Origin of the sequence: Pseudactinotalea terrae, from assembly GCF_009733845.1 — a bacterium.
Classification (GTDB): domain Bacteria; phylum Actinomycetota; class Actinomycetes; order Actinomycetales; family Beutenbergiaceae; genus Pseudactinotalea; species Pseudactinotalea terrae.
The window spans coordinates 14,207-30,863 of record NZ_WNXZ01000007.1; the positions used below are offsets into that span (position 1 = coordinate 14,207).

Annotated in this window: 20 protein-coding genes; 6 read left to right on the forward strand and 14 right to left on the reverse strand. The window is 71.3% G+C overall.

The genetic code is table 11. The features are described from left to right. Positions 1–18: 18 nt before the first annotated feature. Positions 19–468 (reverse strand): DUF6069 family protein, encoded by a 450-nt coding sequence (locus tag GPA03_RS18755; RefSeq protein WP_241681381.1) that lies wholly within the window; start codon positions 466–468, stop codon positions 19–21. A gap of 168 nt (positions 469–636) precedes the next feature. Here GPA03_RS18755 and GPA03_RS18760 point away from each other — a divergent pair, with 168 nt between their 5' ends. Together GPA03_RS18760 and GPA03_RS18765 are read left to right on the forward strand one after the other, a co-directional pair. Next, positions 637–1,827, forward strand: coding sequence for a sensor histidine kinase (locus GPA03_RS18760; protein ID WP_156253596.1), 1,191 nt, complete (start codon positions 637–639; stop codon positions 1,825–1,827). Then, positions 1,803–2,447: a response regulator transcription factor gene (locus GPA03_RS18765; protein ID WP_156253597.1), complete on the forward strand. Its 645-nt coding sequence runs from the start codon at positions 1,803–1,805 to the stop codon at positions 2,445–2,447. The genes GPA03_RS18760 and GPA03_RS18765 overlap by 25 nt, the downstream gene beginning before the upstream one ends. 32 nt (positions 2,448–2,479) lie before the next feature. Here the strand turns inward: GPA03_RS18765 and GPA03_RS18770 are convergent, their stop codons facing one another. The 7 genes from GPA03_RS18770 to GPA03_RS18800 all read right to left on the reverse strand — a co-directional run bounded on the left by GPA03_RS18770 (position 2,480) and on the right by GPA03_RS18800 (position 9,199). Continuing rightward, the gene (locus GPA03_RS18770) at positions 2,480–3,037 is read right to left on the reverse strand and encodes a hypothetical protein (RefSeq protein ID WP_156253598.1); all 558 of its coding nucleotides are present in this window, start codon (positions 3,035–3,037) and stop codon (positions 2,480–2,482) included. Positions 3,038–3,087: 50 nt separating this feature from the next. Further along, positions 3,088–4,416 carry a GNAT family N-acetyltransferase gene (locus GPA03_RS18775; RefSeq protein ID WP_162458429.1) on the reverse strand — a complete coding sequence of 443 codons (1,329 nt, stop codon included), beginning with the start codon at positions 4,414–4,416 and terminating at the stop codon, positions 3,088–3,090. 10 nt (positions 4,417–4,426) lie between these two features. Further along, positions 4,427–5,383, reverse strand: a complete 957-nt coding sequence (locus tag GPA03_RS18780) for a (p)ppGpp synthetase (RefSeq protein ID WP_156253600.1) — start codon at positions 5,381–5,383, stop codon at positions 4,427–4,429. Then, on the reverse strand, positions 5,380–6,249 hold the full coding sequence (locus GPA03_RS18785) for an alpha/beta fold hydrolase (RefSeq protein WP_156253601.1): 870 nt from the start codon (positions 6,247–6,249) through the stop codon (positions 5,380–5,382). Before GPA03_RS18785 ends, GPA03_RS18780 begins: the two co-directional genes overlap by 4 nt. Positions 6,250–6,370: 121 nt before the next feature. Continuing rightward, positions 6,371–7,189 (reverse strand): ABC transporter permease, encoded by an 819-nt coding sequence (locus GPA03_RS18790; protein WP_156253602.1) that lies wholly within the window; start codon positions 7,187–7,189, stop codon positions 6,371–6,373. Then, a complete protein-coding gene (locus GPA03_RS18795; RefSeq protein ID WP_156253603.1) occupies positions 7,179–8,162 on the reverse strand; it encodes an ABC transporter ATP-binding protein in 984 nt (327 codons plus the stop codon). Before GPA03_RS18795 ends, GPA03_RS18790 begins: the two co-directional genes overlap by 11 nt. Further along, the gene (locus GPA03_RS18800; RefSeq protein WP_156253604.1) at positions 8,159–9,199 is read right to left on the reverse strand and encodes a LolA family protein; all 1,041 of its coding nucleotides are present in this window, start codon (positions 9,197–9,199) and stop codon (positions 8,159–8,161) included. The genes GPA03_RS18795 and GPA03_RS18800 overlap by 4 nt, the downstream gene beginning before the upstream one ends. Positions 9,200–9,552: 353 nt before the next feature. On the opposite strand from GPA03_RS18800, the gene GPA03_RS18805 reads away from it, so the two are divergent. The 3 genes from GPA03_RS18805 to glsA are packed head-to-tail and all read left to right on the forward strand — an operon-like array spanning position 9,553 to position 11,067. Then, the gene (locus GPA03_RS18805; protein ID WP_156253605.1) at positions 9,553–9,792 is read left to right on the forward strand and encodes an AbrB/MazE/SpoVT family DNA-binding domain-containing protein; all 240 of its coding nucleotides are present in this window, start codon (positions 9,553–9,555) and stop codon (positions 9,790–9,792) included. After that, positions 9,789–10,076, forward strand: coding sequence for a PIN domain-containing protein (locus GPA03_RS18810; RefSeq protein WP_156253606.1), 288 nt, complete (start codon positions 9,789–9,791; stop codon positions 10,074–10,076). The genes GPA03_RS18805 and GPA03_RS18810 overlap by 4 nt, the downstream gene beginning before the upstream one ends. A 58-nt stretch (positions 10,077–10,134) precedes the next feature. Then, on the forward strand, positions 10,135–11,067 hold the full coding sequence (gene glsA / locus GPA03_RS18815) for a glutaminase A (protein ID WP_156253607.1): 933 nt from the start codon (positions 10,135–10,137) through the stop codon (positions 11,065–11,067). 100 nt (positions 11,068–11,167) lie between these two features. Here glsA and GPA03_RS18820 read toward each other — a convergent pair whose 3' ends face one another. The 3 genes from GPA03_RS18820 to GPA03_RS18830 all read right to left on the reverse strand — a co-directional run bounded on the left by GPA03_RS18820 (position 11,168) and on the right by GPA03_RS18830 (position 13,363). Further along, the gene (locus GPA03_RS18820) at positions 11,168–11,539 is read right to left on the reverse strand and encodes a HepT-like ribonuclease domain-containing protein (protein WP_156253608.1); all 372 of its coding nucleotides are present in this window, start codon (positions 11,537–11,539) and stop codon (positions 11,168–11,170) included. Next, on the reverse strand, positions 11,539–11,916 hold the full coding sequence (locus GPA03_RS18825; protein ID WP_241681382.1) for a nucleotidyltransferase family protein: 378 nt from the start codon (positions 11,914–11,916) through the stop codon (positions 11,539–11,541). Before GPA03_RS18825 ends, GPA03_RS18820 begins: the two co-directional genes overlap by 1 nt. Positions 11,917–12,076: 160 nt before the next feature. Continuing rightward, a complete protein-coding gene (locus tag GPA03_RS18830; protein WP_156253610.1) occupies positions 12,077–13,363 on the reverse strand; it encodes an MFS transporter in 1,287 nt (428 codons plus the stop codon). A gap of 187 nt (positions 13,364–13,550) precedes the next feature. Between GPA03_RS18830 and GPA03_RS18835 the strand changes: the two genes are divergently transcribed. Continuing rightward, positions 13,551–14,924: a hypothetical protein gene (locus tag GPA03_RS18835; RefSeq protein WP_156253611.1), complete on the forward strand. Its 1,374-nt coding sequence runs from the start codon at positions 13,551–13,553 to the stop codon at positions 14,922–14,924. Here GPA03_RS18835 and GPA03_RS18840 read toward each other — a convergent pair. Genes GPA03_RS18840 through GPA03_RS18850 form a run of 3 tightly spaced genes read right to left on the reverse strand, consistent with a single transcriptional unit; the run spans position 14,891 to position 16,580 of the window. Beyond that, positions 14,891–15,430 carry a hypothetical protein gene (locus tag GPA03_RS18840; RefSeq protein WP_156253612.1) on the reverse strand — a complete coding sequence of 180 codons (540 nt, stop codon included), beginning with the start codon at positions 15,428–15,430 and terminating at the stop codon, positions 14,891–14,893. The two genes, GPA03_RS18835 and GPA03_RS18840, sit on opposite strands and share 34 nt — an antisense overlap. Then, a complete protein-coding gene (locus tag GPA03_RS18845; RefSeq protein WP_156253613.1) occupies positions 15,427–15,996 on the reverse strand; it encodes a DUF4352 domain-containing protein in 570 nt (189 codons plus the stop codon). Before GPA03_RS18845 ends, GPA03_RS18840 begins: the two co-directional genes overlap by 4 nt. Beyond that, positions 15,993–16,580, reverse strand: a complete 588-nt coding sequence (locus GPA03_RS18850) for a hypothetical protein (protein WP_156253614.1) — start codon at positions 16,578–16,580, stop codon at positions 15,993–15,995. The genes GPA03_RS18845 and GPA03_RS18850 overlap by 4 nt, the downstream gene beginning before the upstream one ends. Positions 16,581–16,657: the final 77 nt, after the last annotated feature.

Genomic DNA, 16,657 nt, shown 5'->3' on the forward strand with positions numbered 1-16,657 from the left:
CCCCGGCAGCGCCAGCGCTCAGCGCCGCAGCCCCACCATCAGGATCAGCCCCACGGTCAGGTGCTCGGCGAGCAGCACGACGAGCGCACCGGTCGTCGTCGCTCCCATCACGCCGATCAGCGAGGCCAGCAGGACCACCCCGCTCAGCACGAGCCAGACCACTCGCGCCCGGGCGGCGCTCCCGGTGAGCTTGCCGATCAGGGCTCGCACGCCCCAGCCGGCGAAGCCGATCACGAGGCCGGCCACCGCGACCGAGACGATCGTGACCTGCTGCATCGCCGCGCCGGTGTCAACGACCACGTCGCCCACGCCGGCCAGCATCCCGAGCGCCCACACCGCGAGCGCGCCCAGCGTCGCGACGAACGGCATCAGCCATCGGGGTGTGCGACGGCGTCCTGCCGCCTCCTTGTCGCTGGCCCTCACCTCGGTGGTGGTGGGCATGGCAGGGTTCGCATCCTTGATGCTCATCGGTGGCTCCTCTCGTCGTCGCGGCTCCTTGCCGCATCGAGAACTACGCTCCGCCGAACGCGCTGACGGCGGTACCGCCCTGCGTCGGCGGTCGCAGCGACGTTGGTCGCGCCAGGCACCGACTTTGGTCGGTGCCACCTCAGCGACCCGATGCCTACGGTGATCTCCATGACCTCGACCTGGGTGCCGCCGTGGGCGCAGCACTCGTCCGCCACCGGCGAGCCCTGGGAAGGGCTCCCGAAGGCGCAGCGTCGCCGTCTGCGCTGGGCGAGCGTGCCGCTCGGCGTCCTCAGCGCGATCGTCGTCTGGAGCACCTGGCGGGCCGGTGATGGTCTGCCAGCCCTCGATATCGCGGTCGCCGTTCTCGCGACAGCCGCCACGCCGCTGCTCTGGACCCGGCACCAGGTGCCCACCGCGATCGCGCTGGCGGCGCTCGCCGCACTCTCACCCGCGGCCACACCGGCTGCCACCGCGATGGCGGTCGTCGCCGGCCGGCTGCGCTCGCTCCGGATCGCCATCCCGGTCGCCGCTGCCGGCTTCCTCGGCCACGCGGTGCAGGGACTGTGGCGGCCGGCCCCGCACCCGTTCGGCTGGTGGCTGCTGGGCGTGGCGGCCGTCTACGGCGCGCTCGCCGGCTGGGGCGCATGGGCGCGCACCCGAACCGCGCTGCTCCGCTCGCTGCACGAGCGCGCGCTGAGGGCCGAGCAGGAGCAAGCCGCCCGCCTCCGCCGCGCCAAGCTCGACGAGCGGTCCCGCATCGCCCGCGAGATGCACGACTCCCTCGCCCACCACCTCACGCTCATCGCCACCACCGCGGGCGCGATCGAGTACCGCCCCGACGCCGACCCCGAAGCCACCCAGGCCGCCGCCGGCCGCGTCCGCACCTCAGCAGCCGACGCCCTCGTCGAGCTGCGCGGCATCCTCCGCATCCTCCGCACCGACGAGGACGAGCTGCGTCCCGCTGCCGGTCTCCCCGACATCGTCGCGCTCATCGAGCACGCGCGCGCCGGCGGCACCGAGGTCTCCTGGGAGCGAGCAGGCCAGGAGGACCCGCCAGCCGCCGTCGGGCTGGCCTCCTACCGCGTGGTCCAGGAGGCGCTGACCAACGCGCGCCGCCACGCGCCTGGAGCGCCCGTCGCGGTCACGCTCACCACCGCTCCCGGCCATCTCGATCTCACCGTGGTCAACGGGCCGAGCCAGGCGGAGGCGAACGACGACGGCGCAGGCACCGGGCTGGTCGGTCTCACCGAACGGGTCGAGCTGTTGGGCGGAACCCTCACCGCCGGGCGCCGGAACGGCGGATTCGCCGTCACCGCCTCGATACCGTGGCAGCCATGGGCCCGGTCCGCATCGTCATAGTCGACGACGACGCCCTCGTCCGCTCCGCCCTGCGCCTCATGCTCGACGGCGCGGACGGGATCGAGGTCGTCGCCGAGGCCGGGGACGGCGCCGAGGTGCCGGACGTGCTCGCGGCGCACCCGGCCGACGTCGTGCTCATGGACCTGCGCATGCCGCGCACCGATGGCATCGCCGCCACGCGCGAGATGAGACGACGGCGGGACTCGCCTGCCGTCGTCGTGCTCACCACGTTCGACACCCAGGCCGAGGTGGAGGGTGCACTGGCGGCCGGCGCTGCCGGATACCTGCTCAAGGACGCCCCGCCGCAACGCATCGCGGCGGCGGTGAAGGCGGCCGCGGCCGGCGAACCGGTGCTCGCGCCGCAGGTGGCACGCCAGCTGATGGACGCCGCCGCCGCCAGCGGCTCGGCGCGTGAGCGGGCACGGGCGGCCCTCGCGACGCTGACCCCGCGCGAGCGCGACGTGGCCGAGGGCATCGGTCGCGGCGAGAGCAACGCCCAGATCGGGCGCGAGCTGCACCTCAGCGTTCCGACCGTCAAGGCCTACGCATCCAGCGTGCTCGACAAGCTCGACCTCGACAGCCGCACCCAGGTGGCGCTGCTCGTGCAGCAGGCACGCTGACTGCGCACCACGGCGGCGGGCCGGTCGCGATGTCATGCGACGCCGCGGACCCAGCCGGCGCAGTTCTGGGTGTCGTCGAGGCAGACGCGGATCCACACGTTGTGGCCTTCGGCGATGTCACCGCTGCCATCTGGCGTGCCGAGGTTGAACTTGTCGTCGACAGCGTCTGCGTAGAACGTGTCGCGATCGAGCACCCGATCGCTCGTGTCCGTCACGAGGACGTCGGCGCGGGCGATGTGATAATCCCCGGTGCGATCGGTGAGATACAGCCACTCGCCCCGCGGTGCGACCATCGCACTGATCAGCCGCTCCGGTGCATCCACGAGCCAAAGCTGTGACGAGGCCCAGTAGCCACCTGCATCGTTCGTCGCTGGACCGCGTAGCGTCGATGAGCACGTCGACTCGTTGCACACCTTCGCCGCGATGGTGATCCCGTCGGGCGTGAACACCTCCCCGACCTCGGGAAGGTCATCGGGGTGTGGGGTCTCGTCGACCTGAGCGCTCGCCGGCACGACCGCCACCGCGAGCAGTGTCAGTGCTCCCGCGAGCGCCGTGATGACCTGTCGGATCTTCTTCCGTGTCGTATCCATGCCCCTACTGGAACAAGGACCACTTTCACCTGTCTTTCATCAGCCCGGGCTCAGTACCAGTAGCTCAGCACCGGCGCACTGACGGGTGCGAAAGCGAGGTCGAGCCAACGGGCAGTGCCCGGGCTCGCCTCGATCCGGCCGGCGGCGAGCAGCGTGGACGCGGTGACACCGCCGAGCAGCAACGAGCTGAGCTCGCTGATGCCGAGGGAGACCTGGTCATCGGCGCCTGCCGAGCCTGCGCCGTCGACCTTCTCGACCACCCCGGAACCTGCAGCGTCCACCTCGAGGCGCCAGGTGCCCTCGGCCATGCCGAGGGCGTCGGAGACCGAGAAGGTCACCGACCCCGGCACGCGATAGCGGCGCGCCTGCAGGCACCGGGCCACGTCGAGGATGCGCAGCCAGTGGTGGTCCCGCTCGGTCACGGTGAGCGCGCGCTGGTCGGCGATCATCCAGCGCAGCGGCTCGTCGAGCGCGCGGAGGCTGGTGGTGACCGTGCCGATCAGGTCGTGCTCGAGCACGTAGCGCCAGAGCGCGGCGTAGGCGTCGGTGCCGTCGGCGAGCGCAGCGACGACGTGGAGCGTGGAGCGCGTGAAGTCCGCCTCGTTCTCGCTCACCGTGTAGGCCAGGACGCCGCGCATCTCGCCCTGGGCGTCCGTGTACCGGACCGCGCGGACCTTCGGGTCGGGCTTGCCGGGCGTGAGACCGGCGAGCTCGACCCACAGCCGCGACCAGCCTTCGATGTCCCCCGGGCGGCTGCCGCGGGTGGCGGCGTTGAGGGTGTCGAGGTCGCGCTGCAGCGCCTCGCGCTCGATGTGGTCGAGGCGGCCATCGGGGCGCGGGCCGATCCAGCCGGCGCGGCGGGCGTCGATGTTCCAGCTCGCGGTGTGCGCCGCGACGCCGAACCCGTACCGCCCGTAGATCGTGGCCTCGGAGACCGTGAGGCCGGCGATCGGGACACCGGCCTCGTGCGCTGCGCGCAGCTCGCCCTCGAGGAGCGCACGTGCGATCCCTCGACGGCGGTGGGTCGAGGACACCGTGACCGCGCTGATCGACCACATGGGAAGGAACGAGTCGGCGTCGACGGTCACGTCCATGACCCACGCGTTCACCGTGCCCACGGGCACACCGGGCTCGGCGCCCTGCGGGTCGTGCACGCCCACCAGCCGGCTGCCGCCGAGCGAGTCCCGCCATCCCTGCGCCACCTCGGGCGTGGACCGCTCACCGAGGAAGCCGCGGCCCACGGCGTTGCGATAGCCGTCCAGCTCGTCGCCGTCGATCGGGACGATGCGGTACTCGAGGCCGCGGTCGGCCAGGGCCTGCTTCGATCGCGGGTCCAGCGGGACGTCGGGTGCGGAGGTTCGGGAGGGTGTGGCAGTCATGACGGCCACGCTACTGGGCAGGGCCCAGGGCGAGCGGTATGAAATACACCCCCTTCTCGTTCTCGACGAGCCTCGCCTCCAGTCGCTCGCCCTTGCGGACGAAATCATGGACCCTGACGTAGCCGCTCACGCCCGCGAGGCGGCGCACCGCGTAGGCCGGGATCAGGCCCTGCACCCCCTCCTCGTCGACGGCGAGCGCGTAGCGCGGTCCGGTGGTGCGCACCGTGATGGTTCGGGCCGGCGGCTCTGGCTCCGCGGTGTCCGGGCCGCCGAGGTCCTCGTCGCCCTCGGGGGTGACGGTGCTCTCCAGCTCGAAGGCGAGGTGGTCGGCGAGACGGTCCACCTCCGCGAGCAGGTTGGCCATCGTGGCACCGACCGCGCTGTGGAACGGCGAGGTCTTGATGGGGGCGCCGGGCTTGTAGAGATCCTCGTGCGTGAGCTCGCCCCAGGAGTCCTGCAGCATGGTCTTGATCTGCAGCTCCACGACCACCGGGGCGTGCCCCGGGACCGTCACCGCGAACTCCAGGTGCACGGCTCGGTACCCGGAGGTCTTCGGCTCGGACACGTAGTCCTTCATCCGTTGCAGCGCGATGCCGCTCGGGATCTCGACGGTGCCCAGCCGATCGGCCAGCAGGCGCTGGTCTCTGGTGGACTTGCAGAGGACCTTCATGCCGACGACGTCGCGCACCACCTCCTCGACCACCGCCTGGGCGGGCTGCCGCCCCGACGACGGCTCCAGCCTGCTCCGCAGCTTGTCGCCGGTCCTGCGCTGATCCTTGATGCGGTGGGGTGCCACGGTCATGCGGGAGACATCGGCACCGTCGAGCAGCTCGGCGCACTGCGCGGTCAGCCACGCACCCAAGGTGCTGGCAGCCAGGTCCCATGCTCGGCGTCGCTTCGCGTAGACGGCGTCGACGAGCTCACCGAGACCATCGGGCTCCTCGCCCGGGCCGCCGTCGTCAGTCATCGGGGCCCTGAGTCCAGCACCTCGCGCAGCTTCTCGGCGAACGCCGCCGGGTCGTTGTTCGGCGCCCAGTCGTTGACGGTGAAGCCGCCGTGGTCGCCGGGGAACACGACCGGGTCGACACCGAGCAGCGCGCCGAGCGCCTCGCCACCGCGGCGGGCCATCGAGCCGGCCCCCTCCGCACCGATGGCCGGCACGATCCGGACGCCGGTGGCCTTCAGCGCCTCCGCGTCGGGTAGGTAGGGCGGCATCGCCATGTTGTGGGCCAGCAGCGGGTCCTCGCGGAAGCCGTCATCCTCTGTGGGGAGGCCGAACTGGGCCGGGTCGGGCTCCGGGCGATCCAGGTACTCCTGGGTGAATTCCCCGGTGTGCATGACCAGCTGCATGAACTTCGCCATCGCCGGCCCGAAGCCCCGCTGCTGATAGGTCTCGACGATGTCCGCGCTCACCTGCCGGAGGACATCGGCATCCGGCAGCAGCAGTGTGAGCGGCGGCTCGTGCGCGACCAGCGTGCGCACATCGCCAGGGTGGGCGATCACCCAGGGCAGCGCCGCCTGCGCACCGCCGCTGGATCCGAACGCGTCGACAGGGCCGCGCCCGGCTGCCTCGACCACCCGGTGCAGGTCGTCGCCGTGGATCTCCACGCTGACCTCGCCACCCTCGGTGAGATGGCTGCGCTCCATCATGCGGGGGTCGTAGGTGATGACCACGCGGTCGTCGAGAAGCGAGACCAGCCGCTCGAAACCGGAGGCGCCCATCGGGGATCCGAAGACGAACAGCGGCGGGTGCTCGCTGAGCTGCTGCGGCTCGTGGATGTCATAGGTCAGCACCGCTCCGGGCACCTCGAGGGTGTGCGTGGTCGTGGGCATCGGATCCTCCGGTCGTCGGGCCACCACGGTATGCGGGGCCTCCGACACTCTCAACGGGTTCGAGGAGGCAACGCGCCGGCGCGCGCGTTCGAGGTGCTGCGGGACGAGCTGCACGAGCGAGCTACGACAGCACGTCCTTGGTGGTGAACCGCCCGTAGGCGAGCGCGCCGAAGAAGGCCACGTAGGCGCCCTGCAGCGCGGCGTTCTCGGTGAACGAGGTCCACACGATCGGGGTGCGCAGCAGGTCCGCGAACCCGAGCCAGTGGTGGGTGAACAGCCAGGGGTGCAGCCACGCCAGCTGGTCGAGCTGGCCCAGCACCTGCGCCACGATCGTGAGCACCGCGACCGCGGCCATGGCCCCCACGCCGGCGTCGGTGAGCGTGGAGATGAACTGCCCGATGGCGGCCAGCCCGATCATGCAGATCGTCACGTGGGCACCGACGAGCAAGGACCGCAGGACCGCATCCCCGACGCCGATCGTGTCGCCCGAGAGCAGGGTCGCCTCGCCGGTCCCGAACAGCGCGGCGCCGATCGCCCACCCCACCAGCAGCACCGTGCCGCTCGCCACCACGGCGAACACCACGGTGGTCAGGTACTTCACCACCAGCAGCCGCACCCGCCCGGCGGGCGCGACCAGCAGGTAGCGCAGCGTCCCGAGCGAGGCCTCGCCGGCGATCGTGTCGCCCGAGACCACCGCGATCGTCAGCGGCATGAACAGCGGCGTGGTCATCACGAGCGCCGTCACGGCCACGAACATCCCGTTGTTCGTCACCTGATCCAGGAACGGTGGCCCCTCGCCCGGGCCGGGCGGGTCCGAGGACAGCCGCACCACCACCGCCATGAGGATCGGGATCGAGGCCAGCGCCGCCAGCATCGCCCACGTGCGCCACCGGCGGAACAGCACCCGCAGCTCCGAGCCGAGCAGACGTTCACCGCGCAACGTCGAACCCCTCCCCGGTCAGGGCCACGAACCGGTCCTCGAGGCTCGGGCGCTCGACGTCGAAGCCGCGCACCCGCACGTCGGCACGCACGAGGGCGGCGACGACGTCCTCGGCGGCCGGCCCGTCGTCGGGCAGCGGCGCCACGACCTCCGCGTCGCCGGCACGATGCGCCGCGAGGTCGCTCGGACCCACCTCGAGACCGAGGTGAGCGAGCTCGCTCACGCAACGATCGCCGTCGGGAGTGATCACCCGGACCACGCGAGAACCGGTGCCACGGAGCTCGTCGAGGCTGCCCTGCGCCACGAGCGAGCCCACGTGCATCACGGCCGCGTGGGTGCAGATCTGCTCGACCTCGGCGAGCAGGTGGCTGGAGACGAACACCGTGGTGCCCTCGGCGGCGACGGCGCGGATGAGCGAGCGGACCTCGCGCGTGCCCTGCGGGTCGAGGCCGTTGGTGGGCTCGTCGAGCACGAGCAGGTCGCGGGGCTCGAGGAGGGCGGCGGCGATGCCGAGGCGCTGCTTCATGCCGAGGGAGTAGGCGCGTGCCTTCTTCTTCGCGGCGTGCGTGAGACCGACGCGTTCGAGCGCCCGGGCGACCCGCTCTGCTCGGGTGGCGGGGTCGGCGTGGCGGTCGGCGGCGTCGAAGCGGCGCAGATTGTCGGCGCCGGAGAGGAAAGGGTAGAACGCCGGGCCCTCGATGAGCGCGCCGACCCGGGGCAGGGCCTCGCGGAGCCGGGTGGGCACGTCGTGGCCGAGGAGGCGCGCGCTGCCGCTGGTCGCGGCGGCGAGGCCGAGCAGCACCCGGATGGTGGTGGTCTTGCCGGAGCCGTTGGGGCCGAGGAAGCCGAAGACGGCGCCGCGCGGCACGGCGAGGTCGATGCCGTTGACGGCGATCTGCTGCCCGAAGCGTTTGGTCAGTCCCGTGGTCGCGATCGCGAGATCGCCGGGTTCCGCCTCAGCGGTCTCGCTCACTCAGCGGCCGCGGCCTGGAGCCGCTCGAGCGGCACTGCCCCGACGAGCACGCGCCCGTCGTCGGTGATGAGGGCGTTGACGAGGTCGGTGCTGAGCAGGCGACCGCCGTCGACGGCGGTGGTCAGCTGCGCGAGCAGCGGCTCGCTGGCGATGTCGCCGGCCTCGAGCACGGCCACGGACTCCCAGCCCTCGCCGATCACGGTGGGCTGGGGCTTGTCGGTGGGCTCGCTGCCGTGGTCGCCGGTCGGCGGGGTGACCTCCTCGACCTCCGCGTCGGCCGGCGGGGTGAAGGTGAACAGGTCGGCGTCGGGGGCACCGAGGTCGAGCGAGGTGTAGGCGAGCTGGAAGGCGGGGGCGTCCTCGCCGCGGGCGGTCACGGTGACGCGCAGCGGCTGGCCGGTCTCGCCGTCGACGGCGATCGCGACCTCGCCCACGAGGGTGGCGTCGGTGCGCGGGGTCAGCACCAGGTCGTAAGCGGCGCGGCCGGCGACCTCGACGTCATCACGGACGCTGAGATCGGTGGTGGGGCCGGCGGCTTCGATGATGCGGTCGGCGACGGCGTCAGGGGTGAGCTGCTGCTGATCGGGCGCCGCGGCGTGGGCGCCCTCGGGGATGGTGGTGTGCGTGGCGGCGTTCTCGCTGGAGTCGTACGCCCAGACCTCCGTGCCGTTGACGATGAGGTCGCGCTCGCCGAAGGACTCGAAGACCTGCAGCCGCGCCTGGTGCTCCTCGCCCACGAACACGCGGCCGGAGTGGTCGCTGGTGAGGGCGTCGAGCGCGGCGGTGACGGCGGCCGCGTCGCCCTCGCCGGCGGGCAGGTCCACACCGCCGGGCAGCGACGGCAGGCCGAGGTCGGAGCTCTGCTCGAACTCGCCGGAGAAGGGCTGGTGCTCGCGGTCGGCGAGCAGCGTGAGGATCTCCTCGGGGGTGCGTTCCGGGAGCTCGTCGGCGCCGGCGGCCGAGGCGAGGGCCACCGACCCTGCGATGACGAGCGGGACCGCAGCGGCGGGTAGCCAGCGGGTCAGCGTGCGTGCCATGGAGATCACTCCCAGAGGTTGATGTGCCTGCCTCGACGGTACGTCGCGGTTCGCGGAATGACTACCCCTCTGGAGGGGGATCTGTTGTGGAGGTCTTGTCTGTCCACAGGTGGACGTTGTCCACAGAAAGTGCCGATCTGAGCCTCGGCCCGAGCGGGCGCCGTCGCGATCTCGGCAGCCTGGACCGATGGCTGACACAGACGAGGCGAGGTTCCCGTGGTGATCGCGATCGACGAAGGGCTCGGGGAGGGGTGCGACGCGCCGCGGCCGTCGCGTGGTGGGCGAACGAGGGACGCTGACCCGGGGGTCGCGGCGGCACGGGGCGAATGGGATTCAGTTGGTAGCCCGTTCCCATGAAGGCGACGATCGATTCTGGGGGCCGTCTCCTGCTGCCCAAGGCACTGCGAGACGCCCTGGCACTGACTCCCGGCGCCACGGTCGACATCTCTCCGTACGGCTCGGGTGTTCAGATCACACCCGGCGGACGCACGGCACAGCTTGAGCGAGATGCCGATGGCCGCCTGGTGGCCACGAGCGGGACCGTGGTCACGGACCAGGAGATGTTCGCGCTCATCGACGCGGGTCGTCGGTGAGCATCACGGCGGTCGACACGAGCGTCGCGGTTCCGCTGCTGATGTCATCGCACATCGCCCACGCGGCTGTGAGCGCACGGGCGAGGGATCGTCCGCTGGTGCTGAGCGGCCAGGCGCTCGCCGAGACGTCCTCGGTGCTCACCCGGCTCCCGGGGGATGCCCGGGTGGCCCCGGCGGACGCCGTGACCTTGATCGACGAGACCTTCGGTGACGCCGTGGTGCTCGATGAGATCCACCCGGCTCCGGAGCTCGGCGGGCTGATGGTGCATCTCTGGTGGGACTGATGTCCGCGGAACAGCCCCGTCGCCACCGGGGTCCGGTGCGACGTGCCACTGTGAGCGCATGAGACCGGACGCAGGAACCTACGACCTCGAGGACGTGCGGCGACGGATCATGCAGACACAGGGCGGGGCAGTGGACGAGAGCATCCCCGAGCTCGCGGCTGCGGACCCAGATCTGTGCGCGCTGGCACTGGCGCTCCCGGACGGGACGCTGCGCGCCAGCGCGCAGGCGGACGTGCCGTTCAGCGTGCAGTCGGCTGTCAAACCGTTCCTGTTCGCGATGGCCCTGCGCGACACGGACGGCGACGCCCTCGAGAGGGTCGGGATCGAACCGACCGGCGAGGCCTTCGACGCGATCAAGCTCGAGAGCGGCACCGGCCGCCCACCGAACCCGATGGTCAACGCTGGAGCGCTGCTCACGGCATCGCTCATCGACGGCGGGGACGTCGACGAACGTGACGATCGGATCCTCCGAGGCCTCTCGGCCTTCGCCGGGCGCCGGCTCGAGGTCGATGAGAGCGTGGCCCGCAACGAGCACCTGCTCGGCGACCGCAACCATGCGCTCGCCCACCTCATGCGGGCCGAGGGAACCCTTCACGTCAGCGCCGACGACGCTGTCGCCGTCTACGCCCGGGCGTGCGCCGTGCTGGTCGATGCGGAGGCGCTCGCGGTGATGGGGGCGACCCTCGCCTGCGGCGGGGTGAACCCGGTGACGCAGGAACGCGTCGTGTCACCGGCCGTGGCGCGCGACGTCGTCTCCGTGATGGCGACCTGCGGTGTGTACGACGGCTCCGGGCGATGGATGCGCGCGATCGGCATCCCGGCGAAGTCCAGCGTGTCAGGCGCGATCGTGCTCTCCGCCCCCGGGCGGCTCGGTGCCGCCGTCGTCAGCCCTCCCTTGGACGAGTACGGCACCAGCATGCGCGGAAAGGTCGCCTGCGACGCGCTGAGCATCGAGCTCGACCTGCACGCCTTCGGAACCGCGGCGCGCTGACGAGGTCGAGGCACACGAGGTGCCGACCGCACACGCCGCAGCTCCACGGCGCCGAAGCGGTGCGAATGCGGCAGGAACACTCAGCGCCAACCCTCGCCAGTCAGACGCCGTCGTCGCGTTCCGGACCAAGCGTGGCCGCCGCCTGGTTGAACAACCGCTGCAACGAGGCTCTCCATGCCGGGAGGTCCTCCGACAGCGTCGCCCACGTCAGACTGCGGTCGATCTCGTCGTACTGATGGATCAAGAAGTTGCGGTTGGCCACGGCAACAGCCCAGGTGACGCCGTCGGGTGCGAGTACGTCGAGCTTCGACAACCGGTTGGCGGCTTCCCCGAGCTTCATCATCAGCGAGTCACCCGCCTCTTGGAGCAGCTCGTCCTCAAGGTAGGCGGCGGGACCTCGCGCGATGACGTCATCGACGCGGTCCAACCAGCCCTCGATGTGAAGCAGCTCCTTAGCGGCCTTGCGCTCCATCACAGCACCACCGCATCCCGCTTGATGTCGTCATCGAGGCGGTCCTTGAGACCGCCCCATGAGATGAGATCGATCTCCCTCCCGAGGACCTGCTCCAGCAGAAGCTTGAACTCGACGAAGGCGAACGACGACGTCCCCTCGGGTGGGGCCACCAGCAGGTCGATGTCCGAGTCTTCACGCGCCTGACCACGCGCGACCGAACCGAATGCAGCGAGCTCGGTGTACCCCCGCTCAGCGGCCAGTGCCTTGAGGACCGGGGCCGCAGCCTCGAGCAGAAGCTCGGGGCGAACGTCCCGCAGCTGGTGGGAGAGCTTGAGCTGCTGACTGACGGCTGGCTGACTGACACCCAGTGCGTGAGCGATCGTGCGTTGACTCATCCCCGTGGCGATCATCGCGCGAAGCGCGATTGCACGACGGAGCCTCGCGACATCCTCATCTCGTCGAGCGCCTCGGTACTCCGCCAGCAGTGCCATAAGGCAATCTTATCAGCCGCTCGTCGGCCGACGGGTGCCGCAGCCAGTCGCACTGGAGCCTTGCTCACACCTCGACGGCGTGCGGCTCCTCGTGCGTGGTCACCCAGAACCGGGCGGCTGCGACGACCCCGATCACCAGCAGCACGGCGGTCAGCAGGAACGGCAACCGGCGGTCCATGCCGGAGAGCCAGCCGCTGATCCAGCCGAAGGGGGCGGTGACGAGCATGACCGCGGTGCGTTGGATGGCCATCACCCGGGAGCGCTCGTGGCGGTCCACGTGGAGCGCCACGAGCGACTCGGACAGCATGAACAGGATGCCGGCGCCGAAGGCGTCCAGGACCAGGCACAGACCCAGCAGCAGATAGGTGGAGAAGGAGGCTCCGCCGTCGGCCCCGGGAATGGCGACCAGCAGCAGCTGCCCAGCCAGGTACACCAGGAAGCCGATCAAGGTGGGGGCCCGCAGCTGGCGGCCGTGCGTGAGCAGCGGGATGAGGGTGAAGAAGAACAGCACCGAGAGCAGCGAGCGGGCCATCGGGAAGAACGGCAGCAAGGCGTCGGGCACGCCGAGGCGCTGGTTGATCACCACCTGCCAGAAGGTGGCGTTGACGAGGGTGACGGCGCCCACGAGGGCCGCGATCGCCAGCGAGAAGATCGTGCCCTTCGAGCGGATGATCAGCCCGAGCACGGTGCGGTACTCCCACAGCGACTTCCAGATGCTGACGCCGCGGGTCTGCTCCATCCGCACCACGCCGGTCGCCGTCTCGGTGGTGAAGCGGTACAGCAGCCAGATCTTGAGCGCCATGATGACGAACGCGTTGAGGTAGAGGATCCGCACCGCGAGCTCGAGCCCGAGGTTGGAGACCAGCAGCGCCGCGATCGGGGCGAACAGCGCCGAGAAGTCGCCCGCGACCTTGACGAGCGAGTAGACCTTGGGGATCTCGGCGCGGTCGACATCCTCCACGAGCAGGCAGTCCCAGGAGTTCTGGGTGACCTGCCACGCGCCGTTGATCACCGAGGCGATGAGGAACCACCAGAAGTTCTGCGCGAACGCCCACACGAGGCAGGGGATCGCCCAGGCGATGATGTCGAAGATCGCGGTGGTGCGCCGTCGGCCCAGCTTGTCGGTGATGACCCCGCTGAGGAGCCCGAAGACCACCTGAGAGAGCATCGAGATGGTCGCGAGCAGCCCGATCTGGGTGTCCCGGACGCCCAGGGCCAGCATGAACACCGACGCATACGGCAGCACCAGCATCATCGACAAGCCCCACATGGGCTCGGTGTAGACGGAGGCGCGACCGTTGCCCCGCAGGTTCAGCAGGGTGGCGATCATCGGGTTGCGAGTGCGCTGCACCGCAGGAGTCAAGCCCGTGGCGCGCGGATTGTCCACTTGGTCAGAGCGGCGCCTTCTGACCGGTGCGGCGGGTCCGGCGATCGCTCGTGCCCGACGCTTGACCGACCAGCGATACTCGACCCATGCCCAGGGGGACGGTCGCACTCGACGCGAGCATCTGCCGTCGCCCCTCGGCACGGGGCGTGGCATGAGAACTCTCACCGAGCTCACCACCCTCGCCGTCGACACCGCTTCCCTGTGGTGGCGCACCTTTCCGCGGCTGTTCCTGTGGTTCTGCCTCGGCTTCGGTGTCCACCACCTGGGGCAGCAGGCCTCCGCCCTGGTCGGCAGCGCCCACCAGCTCCTCGCCACGATGCTGTTCGTGCTCGGCGTGCTGGGCTGGCTGGCGTGCCTGGTCATGATGATCCACTCGGTGAAACCGGCCCTGTGGACCCCGCGCCACCTCGAGCCCGGTGTGGTCCACGACGGCGTCCCGCAAGCCCTCTTCACCAGCGAGCGCGGCATCAACGTGCTCGCCCTCGCGCTCGGCCCGTTCCTCGCCGTCTACTCGGTGTGGGGGCTGGTCGAGGACGAGGTCGCCGACCTGTTCTTCGCGAACATCAGCCGCGAGGGTCTCACCGACCCCGAGGGCTGGTCGATCAGCTTCGCCCCTGACCGCCTCGGCTTCTACGCCGCGCTCACGGTCGGCGCCTGGCTCATCGGCAAGCTCGTCACGCTGCTGAGCGTTCGACTGCGGGCGCGCGACGGCGTCGGGCTGGGGTTGCGGATCGTCGCGATCGTCGCTGACGGCACCGCCGTCTTCGGTCTCTTCGTCGCCCTGGGGATCGGCGCCGGCCAGATCCGGGAGTGGTGGCAGGGCCGGATGGTGTCGGTGTGGTTCGGTCAGACCTGGCGCGCCCTGCTCGACCGGCTCCCCGAGTGGCAGCTCTGGTTCGGCGCGACCCTGCCCGAGGCTCTGCGCGGCGCCGCTGCCTGGTTCTGGACCACTCTGCTCCCGGCGATCTCGGACCGGGTGCTGCTGCCGCTGATGTGGTTCGCGCTGGCCGCCACCGTGTTCGGATGGCGGGAGTTCCGTGGCCGCGACGTGGTGGCCGGCACCCGGCTGGAACCCGCCGCCGTTCGCCTCGACCACGCGACCGGGCGTGCCGGCGTCCAGGCCGGCGCGATCCCGACCCTGCTCGCGCTCGCCACCGACGACCTGCGCCGCAAGTACCTGCCGGTCGCGAACGCCCTGCGGGTGGTCTGGCACGCGGGCCCGCGCTTCATGGGTGTCTACCTGGTGCTCGCCACCGTGCTGTGGGCGGGTGAGGTGTGGGCGTCCGAGGGGCTGGTGCGCCTGGCCGGTCCTCAGCCCGACGACGTCTCGTTCGCGCTCGAGCCGTTCTACGACCTGCTGCTCGGCGGGGTGTTCCTCACCGCCTCGGTGGCCCTGTACGCCACCGGTGTCGACCGCGCGCTCGCGGAGGTCACCCGCACCCCGTGGCGCCCGGCCCGTTCGCCTCGAGCCTTCCCGACGGCGGAGCCTCCTCAGTCGGTCAGTCGCACCATGCCGCCCTCGTAGCCGAGCGAGAGGTCGACGTAGAGGGTGTCGACGGCGTCCGCCGGGACCACGAAGACGAAACCGACCGGGAGCGGCTCACCCGGGCGGATCGGGTCCTCGGAGGTGCCGCGGCACGAGTACGCCTCCGGGCCGGCCACGTCGCTGAGCAGGTCGGAGCGCCACCGCCGGCCGGCGGCGTCGTACGCCGTCGCCTCGCAGTAGTGGGTCTCGGGGTCGACCTCGTCGCTGAGGATCTCGGTCGTCACCACGACCTGCACGAGCGTCGCCCCCGCGGGCGCCTCGACCCACTCCTGCCCCTCGATGGTCGATGGCAACCGCGGCGCGGCCGTGAGGCTGTCGAAGCGATAGGAGGCACCGTCGATCTCGACGGTCTCGCCCAGGCCGATGACGGCGTCCGGCACCGGGTTGCGGGCGGTCCAGTGCAGGTACGCCTGCCAGCCCGCCACAGCGAGGGCGAACGCCAGCGCGGCGGCGAGCACGGCCCGAGACCGCAGCACCGCCGTCATGGCGTCACCTCCTGGCTGGGCGGGGCCAGCAGCACCGGTTCGGTGATCACGGGGGAGTCCTCGGTGAGGCCGAGGTCCACACGCACGGTGACGTCGTAGGTGAGGAACAGCGGCGTCCAGGGCTCCACCAGCAGCCGGGCGCCGGCGAGGCGGTCGGTGGGCACCTGGAACACGAAGGTGCCGGCCGCCGTGAAGCCGGGGTCCACGAAGGAGGGCTGCGCGGTGCTGAACTCCGGCCGCGGCCCGTAGCGGTGCCCGGTGGTGGTGAGCAGCCACACGTCGCCGCTGAACGAGACCGGTTCGCTGCGGGCGTCGGCGGTGAGCTCGACGACGAGGAAGCGGTGGTCGGTGGTGAGAGGCTCGGAGTACTCGTCGCGCTGCACCTGCTGGGTCACCTGCACTCGCCGCACCTGGGCGGCGAAGGTGGTCGAGACGCCGGTCTGGCCGATGCCGACATCGGCGTAGCTGACCGGGATCTCCTCCTCGTGGCCATCGGTGCCGATGGCGATCGCCGCCACGACGGCGAGGCAGCAGGCGAGCGAGAGCCACCCACGCCAGCGGCTCACTGCTCGACCCGATTGTCGGTGACGGGCAGGGTGACGACGGCGGCGACGTCGTCCACGCTCCAGTCCCACCCGAACAGGGGGTTGTCGGCCCACGTCTCGTCGCGGACCACCACCGCGACCGTGGCCGGCACCGCGGTGATCGGCGGCTGGGCGCCGTCATCGGGGCGTGGCGGCCAGGGGTGGTCGATCACGTAGGGGCGGGGGAGGTCGGGGTCGAGCTGGCTGCTCCACACGTCGCCGGCCTCGAAGCCGCTCTCGGGGGCGGGCCCTTCGGGGACGACCACGCTGACGATCCCGGAGGGAAGCCCGAACTGCGACTCCTCATCGGTGAGGGTGACGGTCATGTGCACCCGCAGCGTGGTGTCGGTGGGCGAGCCGGCTGCCGTGGTGTTGACCAGCTCGACCTCGTGCACGGTGAGCCGCCAGCGAGCCAGGGGGATCTCTGCGCCGGGATCGGCAGCCGGGCCTGCTTGTGCGTCGGCTTCGCGGAACCCGCCGGCCGCGGCGACCACCGCGACGAGGATCGCGACGGCCGCGAGCGGCAGGAACCACCGCGTCAGCAACTCCCGACGGCGCGGCCCCATGTGCTCACGGTAGTCACCGACGGGCGCTCACCACGCCATCACGACCTTGGTCCCAGGAACGCTGCAGCCGCCGTCTC